This is a genomic window from Streptomyces sp. NPDC054841 (assembly GCF_053611045.1).
Genome location: NZ_JBSGZO010000469.1, coordinates 1 through 6,419, shown reverse-complemented (window position 1 = coordinate 6,419; position 6,419 = coordinate 1). Strand labels below are relative to the sequence as shown.

The 6,419-nt window shown below is 72.5% G+C and carries 7 protein-coding genes; 1 reads left to right on the top strand and 6 read right to left on the bottom strand.

Annotation, left to right across the window (positions count from 1 at the left end; translation table 11 throughout):
* Positions 1-38: 38 nt before the first annotated feature.
* From ACWGI8_RS36835 to ACWGI8_RS36810, 6 genes are all read right to left on the bottom strand, one after another.
* Positions 39-959 (bottom strand): sirohydrochlorin chelatase, encoded by a 921-nt coding sequence (locus ACWGI8_RS36835; protein ID WP_453667793.1) that lies wholly within the window; start codon positions 957-959, stop codon positions 39-41.
* A gap of 88 nt (positions 960-1,047) precedes the next feature.
* Complete coding sequence (locus ACWGI8_RS36830) at positions 1,048-2,169, bottom strand: N-acetylglucosamine kinase (RefSeq protein WP_453667792.1); 1,122 nt, start codon at positions 2,167-2,169, stop codon at positions 1,048-1,050.
* The gene (locus tag ACWGI8_RS36825) at positions 2,166-2,843 is read right to left on the bottom strand and encodes a uracil-DNA glycosylase (protein ID WP_453667791.1); all 678 of its coding nucleotides are present in this window, start codon (positions 2,841-2,843) and stop codon (positions 2,166-2,168) included. Before ACWGI8_RS36825 ends, ACWGI8_RS36830 begins: the two co-directional genes overlap by 4 nt.
* A gap of 57 nt (positions 2,844-2,900) precedes the next feature.
* The gene (locus ACWGI8_RS36820) at positions 2,901-3,986 is read right to left on the bottom strand and encodes a WD40/YVTN/BNR-like repeat-containing protein (protein ID WP_453667790.1); all 1,086 of its coding nucleotides are present in this window, start codon (positions 3,984-3,986) and stop codon (positions 2,901-2,903) included.
* 186 nt (positions 3,987-4,172) lie between these two features.
* Complete coding sequence (locus ACWGI8_RS36815) at positions 4,173-5,252, bottom strand: NADH:flavin oxidoreductase/NADH oxidase (RefSeq protein ID WP_453667789.1); 1,080 nt, start codon at positions 5,250-5,252, stop codon at positions 4,173-4,175.
* Between the two features lie 124 nt (positions 5,253-5,376).
* Positions 5,377-5,877: a MarR family winged helix-turn-helix transcriptional regulator gene (locus ACWGI8_RS36810; RefSeq protein WP_453667788.1), complete on the bottom strand. Its 501-nt coding sequence runs from the start codon at positions 5,875-5,877 to the stop codon at positions 5,377-5,379.
* A 99-nt stretch (positions 5,878-5,976) separates the two neighbouring features.
* Here ACWGI8_RS36810 and ACWGI8_RS36805 point away from each other — a divergent pair, with 99 nt between their 5' ends.
* The gene (locus tag ACWGI8_RS36805) at positions 5,977-6,390 is read left to right on the top strand and encodes an organic hydroperoxide resistance protein (RefSeq protein WP_453667787.1); all 414 of its coding nucleotides are present in this window, start codon (positions 5,977-5,979) and stop codon (positions 6,388-6,390) included.
* The last annotated feature ends 29 nt before the right edge of the window (positions 6,391-6,419 follow it).

The following is a 6,419-nucleotide window of genomic DNA, read 5'->3' as shown; positions in this document are numbered from 1 at the left end:
GGCCCTTTCCGTCTGTGCGGACGCGGCGGCGGAGCCGGTCAGTGGGACTGAGCGCCCTGCGGCTGCGGCGTGATGCCGAGCGCGGTCGTGTACTTGGCGAGCACCAGCTTCCCGATCGCCGGGTACGCGCCCAGCGGCTCGGCCGCGGCGCAGGCCGCCTCCGCTGCGGCGGCCTCCAGCAGGCCCTCCGGCAGCTCGGGGCCGACCAGGTACGGAGCCAGCGCGAGCTGTCCGGAACCGGAAGCGCGCAGTTCCTCGGCGGTCGCGGCGATCGCGCCCTCCTGGTCCAGGGCGGCGGCCATCACCGGCACGGCGAGCCGCGCGGCCAGCAGCATTCCGGTGATCCCCGCGGCCTGGACGGCCTCGTCGCCACCGACCGTGGCCAGCACGATGCCGTCGGCAGCCGTGGCGACGGTGAACAGCCGGGCGCGGTCGGCGCGTGCCAGACCGGCCTCCGACAGCCGTACGTGCAGGGCCTCGGCGAGCAGCGGGTGCGGGCCGAGGACATCGGTCAGTTCCGCGGTCGTGCGGCTGTCCATGACCGCCTGACGAATCCGCCGGGTCAGGGCGGCGTCCGGGCCGGCCAGCAGCGGAACCACGACGGAGGCGGGGCCCACGGGCTCCGCGACCTCACGGCCCGCGGACTTGGCCAGCTCGTACCGTTCGGTGCGCAGCGCGGCAGCCTGCGCGAGCACGCTCCCCAGCGTGGGGTACTCGGCGTCGTCACCGTCGACGTAGCCGATCGCGGCGTCGAGGCCGGGCAGCTCGGAACGGGCGATGCTGACGACTTCCTCGGCGAGGCCGCGTATCGCGGAGGTGGGGATCCCGGGCACAGCGAGAACGAGCGCGGGCGCGCCCTCGGGGGCCGCCACGGGCTCCGGGCGGCGGTGCCGCCCGGACTGGCGGGGTCGCGGCATTCGTACAGGCAGGCCGGATGCAGGCCCAGTGGGGGAGCTCATGGCGCCGCATGCTACTGGTTTTGTCGTCGTCGCTGTTCGGGGAGGGGGCGGTCGAGCGCCGTCTGTCCGTATTTATCCGATGAGTTCGCTAATTACTGCCTGTCCCGGTCTGATCCGAGGATGGAGCCGTCAGACGGAGCATGCGCGGATCCGTCGGCAGCGTCAGCGATCCGGTCGCGAGCGCGGCGGCGAGTGTCAGCGAGCCGGCGAGCGGATCGCCGGCCGGAGACACCGGCCGGGCGTGCGGGAGTTGCCGTGCGAGGGCGTCCCGCAGTGGTACGACAAGGGGGTCGCCCATCGCGAACAGGCCACCGGTCAGGGCGACTTCGCACTCCCCGGCCGACGGCGGCGGGCAGACGGCCGCGGCCGCCGCCGCGATGTGGTCCGCGGCTTCGGCGAGGATGCTTCCGGCGACCGGGTCGTCCGCCGCGCAGCGGGAGACCTCCGGTGCGAAGGAGGCCAGCAGCGCCGGCCGGTCGGAGCGGGGGTAGAGCAGCCCCGGCAGTTCTTCCGCCGGGCCGAACACCGCCTCGAGCCGGGCCAGCAGCGCGGCCGATCCTCCCGTGCGCCCGTCGTGGGCGCGCAGCGCCGCTTCCAGGCCCGCGCGGCCGATCCAGGCTCCGCCGCCGCAGTCGCCGAGCAGATGACCCCAGCCGTCCGCACGGCGCCAGCTCGTCAGATCCGTACCGAGCGCGATCATGCCCGTGCCGGCCGCGACGACCGCCCCGGGGCGCTGGCCGAGCGCGCCCGCGTACGCGGTCACTGCATCGGCGGCGAGCGCCACGCTGCGCACCCCGAAGGCCGCTTCCAGCGCGCCGGGCAGCACGGCACGCAGCTCGTCCCCGAGCGTCACCATGCCGGCGGCCCCGACCGCGACGGCGACGAGCCCGGACGGACCCGGCTCCCCGCCGGTGTCGCCGGTGCCCGAGGCGGGGGCGGAACCGCCGTCGAGAGGTGGCGCCGGGGCGGCGACGGCCGACGGCGGGGTGCCGGTCGCGCCGGCCCGCTCGAGCAGCCCTCGCGCCATCGGCAGCAGCTGCTCCAGCAGATGCGCGGCGTCGATGCCGCCCGGCCCGGTGCGCACCGGCTCCCGCGACGCGGTCGCCGTGGCATCGGTCGGCGCTCCGGCCAGCGCCAGGGCGACCCGCAGGCCGGAGCCACCGGAGTCGACGCCGAGCACCCACCCGCCCGGTGCCCCGCCGACGGTCACGGGAGCTGCCAGTCGACCGGCTGTGCCCCCTGGCGGGCCAGCAGATCGTTCGCCCTGCTGAACGGGCGCGAGCCGAAGAAGCCACGGTCCGCCGACATGGGCGACGGATGGGCGGACTCGATCGCGGGCAGCTCGCCGAGCAGCGGCCGCAGATTGCGCGCGTCACGCCCCCACAGCACCGACACCATCGGCTTGCCGCGGGCGACCAGGGCCCGGATGGCCTGCTCGGTCACTTCCTCCCAGCCCTTGCCACGGTGCGCGGCAGGCTTACGGGGAGCCGTCGTCAGGGCCCTGTTGAGCAGCAGCACCCCCTGCCGGGTCCACGGTGTGAGATCACCGTTGGAGGGTCTGGGCAGCCCGAGGTCCGTGTGCATCTCCCGGAAGATGTTCTCCAGACTGCCCGGCAGCGGCCGCACCTCGGGTGCCACCGAGAAGCTCAGCCCGACGGCGTGCCCGGGGGTCGGATACGGATCCTGGCCGACGATCAGGACGCGCACCTCGTCGAACGGTTGCTGGAAGGCACGCAGTACATGCGCTCCCGCCGGCAGATAGGTGCGCCCCGCGGCGATCTCCGCGCGGAGGAAGCCGCCCATCGCGGTGATGCGTTCGGCCACGGGCGCGAGGGCGTCCGCCCAGCCCGGCTCTACGATCTCTTTCAAGGGTCGTGCTGCCACGGGGCGTCACTCTACTGGTGCAGCGAGTGGTGCGATCAATCCACTGTCACCCGGCCCTCAGCCGAGGGTCGTCGCCCGGACGCAGAGGACATCCGGCAGATGGGAGGCGAGCTGCTGCCAGCTGTCCCCGTCGTCCGCGCTCGCGTACACCTCACCGTTCCTGTTGCCGAAGTACACCCCCGCCGGGTCGGCGTCGTCGGTGCACATCGCGTCGCGCAGCACCGTGCCGTAGTGGTCGCCCCCGGGAAGTCCGGCCGAGAGAGGCTCCCAGCTCGCGCCCGCGTCACTCGTACGATAGACGCGGCAGCGGCGCCCGGCCGGGACGCGGTCCGCGTCGGCGTTGATGGGGAAGACGTAGGCCACATCCGCGCGGTGCGGATGCGCGGCGACGGCGAAGCCGAAGTCGGACGGCAGGCCCTCGCCGATGTCGGTCCACTTGGCGCCCGCGTCGTCGCTCCGGTACACCCCCCAGTGGTTCTGGAGGTACAGCCGGTCCAGATCGCCCGCGTCCTGCGCGATCTTGTGGACGCACTGGCCGAACTCGGGGTGCGGATCGGGCAGGAAGACCGCCGACACGCCCTGGTTGGAGGGATTCCAGCTGGCGCCGCCGTCGCTGCTGCGGAACACCCCGGCGGTGGACACGGCGACCGTCACGGCGTCCGCGTCCCTGCGGTCGGTGACCACGGTGTGCACGGCCTCACCGCCGCCGCCCGGCACCCACTTCGACCGGGTGGGGTGCTCCCACAGCGGCCGCACCAGCTCGAAGGTCTCCCCGGCGTCCTCGGAGCGGAACAGCGCGGCCGGCTCCGTCCCCGCGTACACCACGTCCGGGGCGGCGGGACCCGCAGGGTGCAACTGCCAGACCCGCTCCAGGGACGCCCCGGTGTCCTTCGGGAACTTGACCGCGGGCTTCGCCGGCTCGGTCCAGGTCGCCCCCAGGTCGTCGGAGTGGAACACGGACGGACCCCAGTGGGAGCTGTCGCCGCCGACGAGCAGCCGTGGCGTGCCGCGGCGTTTGTCGATTCCGATCGAATACACCGCCTGCGCGTTGAAGCACGGGCCGTCGAAGTCCCACCGGCCGTCGCGCCTGCGACCGATGAAGAGCCCTTTGCGTGTGCCTACAGCCAGCAGAACGTCGGTCATCACCGACACCTCCAGGACGCCTTTGTCACGGATACGGGCCAGTCTGCACCCGACCGCCGACACCGGCCCGTGGGCAGGGTCGGGGGACGGGGAGAACAGCCCGACAAGGCAGACCGGACGGGTGGCCGGAACTCATCGGCCGCCGGGCAGTTCTTCTCGGTCCGGCGGCCGGTGGACCGGCTGTCCTCAGACGGAACGGTGGTACTGGTCCGGGATCCGGATCGCGCCGCCGAGCTCGCGTGCTGCGTGACGTGCCCACGACGGGTTGCGCAGCAGCTCGCGGCCGAGGAGCACCGCGTCTGCCTCGCCGTTGGAGAGGATCTTCTCGGCCTGCCCGGGCTCGGTGATCAGGCCGACGGCCGCCACCGGCAGGCCCGTCTCGGCCTTGACGCGGGCGGCGAAGGGCACCTGGTAGCCGGGGCCGACGGGGATCCGTACCCGCGCGGCGTTGCCGCCGGAGGAGACGTCGAGGAGATCGACGCCGTGTTCCTTGAGCAGGGCGGCGAAGCGCACCGTGTCGTCGGCCGTCCAGCCGTTCTCCTCGAGCCAGTCGGTCGCCGAGATGCGGAAGAAGAGCGGCAGCTCCGCGGGCCACACCGCCCGTACGGCGTCGACGACTTCCAGCGCGAAGCGGGTGCGGTTCTCGAACGAGCCGCCGTACTCGTCGGTGCGGTGATTGCTGTGCGGGGAGAGGAACTCGCCGATCAGATACCCGTGTGCACCGTGCACCTCGACGATCTCGAATCCCGCCTCGCGTGCGCGCCGCGCGGCGTCCGCGAACCGTCCCACGATCTCGCCGATCTGAGCGGTGGTCAGCTCGTCGGGCACCGGGTGCCCTTCGTCGAAGGCGACCGGGCTCGGCGCGAGCGTCTGCCAGCCGTGGGCGTCGGGGCCCACCGGCGCGCCGCCCTTCCACGGCTGATCGGTGGAGGCCTTGCGGCCGGCGTGGGCGATCTGGATGCCCGGGACGGTGCCCTGGCCCTTGAGGAAACGGGTGATCCGGCGGAAGGCCGCGACCTGGGTGTCGTTCCAGATGCCCAGGTCCTGGGGGCTGATGCGGCCCTCGGGGGAGACCGCGGTGGCCTCGACGAGGATCAGGCCGGTGCCGCCGGCCGCACGGGCCGCGTAGTGAGCGAAGTGCCAGTCGTTCGGGACACCGGCGTCCGGTCCGAACACCTCCGCGCTGTACTGGCACATCGGCGCCATCCATACGCGGTTGGGGACGGTCAGTGACCGGAGGGTGTACGGCTCGAACAGTGCGCTCACGGCGGTCTCCATTCACGGCGGGGCCGAAGTAGATGCTCGTACGATACTCATCGTAGTACGGCATCTGTCAAACTACGATGCCCGTCGTACAAAGTGCGCGAGTGTGCGCGTGACCCCGGGGGCGTCAGTCCGCGTCGGCGCAGCTCCTCGTCGGGTCGTACTCCAGGTCGGCGCCGTCCAGCTTGGCCGTGAGCGAGGCCAGCCGGGTCTGCAGGTCGCCGATCTCCTCCAGCGTGAGCCCGGTGGCTGCGGCGATCCTGCGCGGGACGAGCGCGGCCTGCTCCCGCAGAGCGATGCCCTTGTCCGTCGGGTGCACGGTGACGGAGCGCTCGTCCTCGGCGCTGCGCCGGCGCTCCACGCAGCCGAGCGCCTCCAGTCGCTTGAGCAGGGGGGAGAGGGTTCCGGAGTCCAGGCGGAGCTGTTCGCCGATCGTCTTGACGGGCAGAGCGCCGTGCTCCCAGAGCACCAGCATCACCAGGTACTGGGGATAGGTGAGCCCCAGATCCTTGAGGACCGTCCGGTAGACCCCGTTGAAGGCGCGTGAGGCCGCGTGCAGTGAGAAGCAGATCTGGTGGTCGAGGCGGAGGAATTCCTCGCTCGTCGGGGCATCCGGTGTGGTCTTCATGGGTCCAGAGTACCTATCCATTGGGCAATCGAGTTGTGTGCAATTGAATTGTGTGCTGTAGTTACACCTGTCCGACCCAACGACACAGGGATGGTTCCGATGAACGCGCTGTACACCGCTGTAGCCACCGCGAACGGCCGAGAGGGTCGTGCCGTCAGCTCCGACGGCCGCCTGGACCTTCCGCTGGCAGCCCCTGCCGCCCTGGGCGGCAGCGGCGACGGCACCAACCCGGAGCAGCTCTTCGCGGCCGGATACGCCGCGTGCTTCTCGAGCGCCCTCGGCCTGGTCGGGCGCCAGGCGAAGGTCGACACCGGTGAGATCTCGGTGACCGCCGAGGTCGGCATCGGCAAGGACGAGGACGGCGGCTTCGGCCTGGCGGTGACGCTCCGCGTCGAGCTGCCCGCGGCGCTCGAGGGCGAGACCGGCGAGCTGCTGGTCAAGCAGGCCCACCAGGTCTGCCCCTACTCCAAGGCGACCCGTGGCAACATCCCGGTCGAGCTGATCGTCGAGTAGTCGGCCGACGGCGGGGCGCCGGCCTCCCG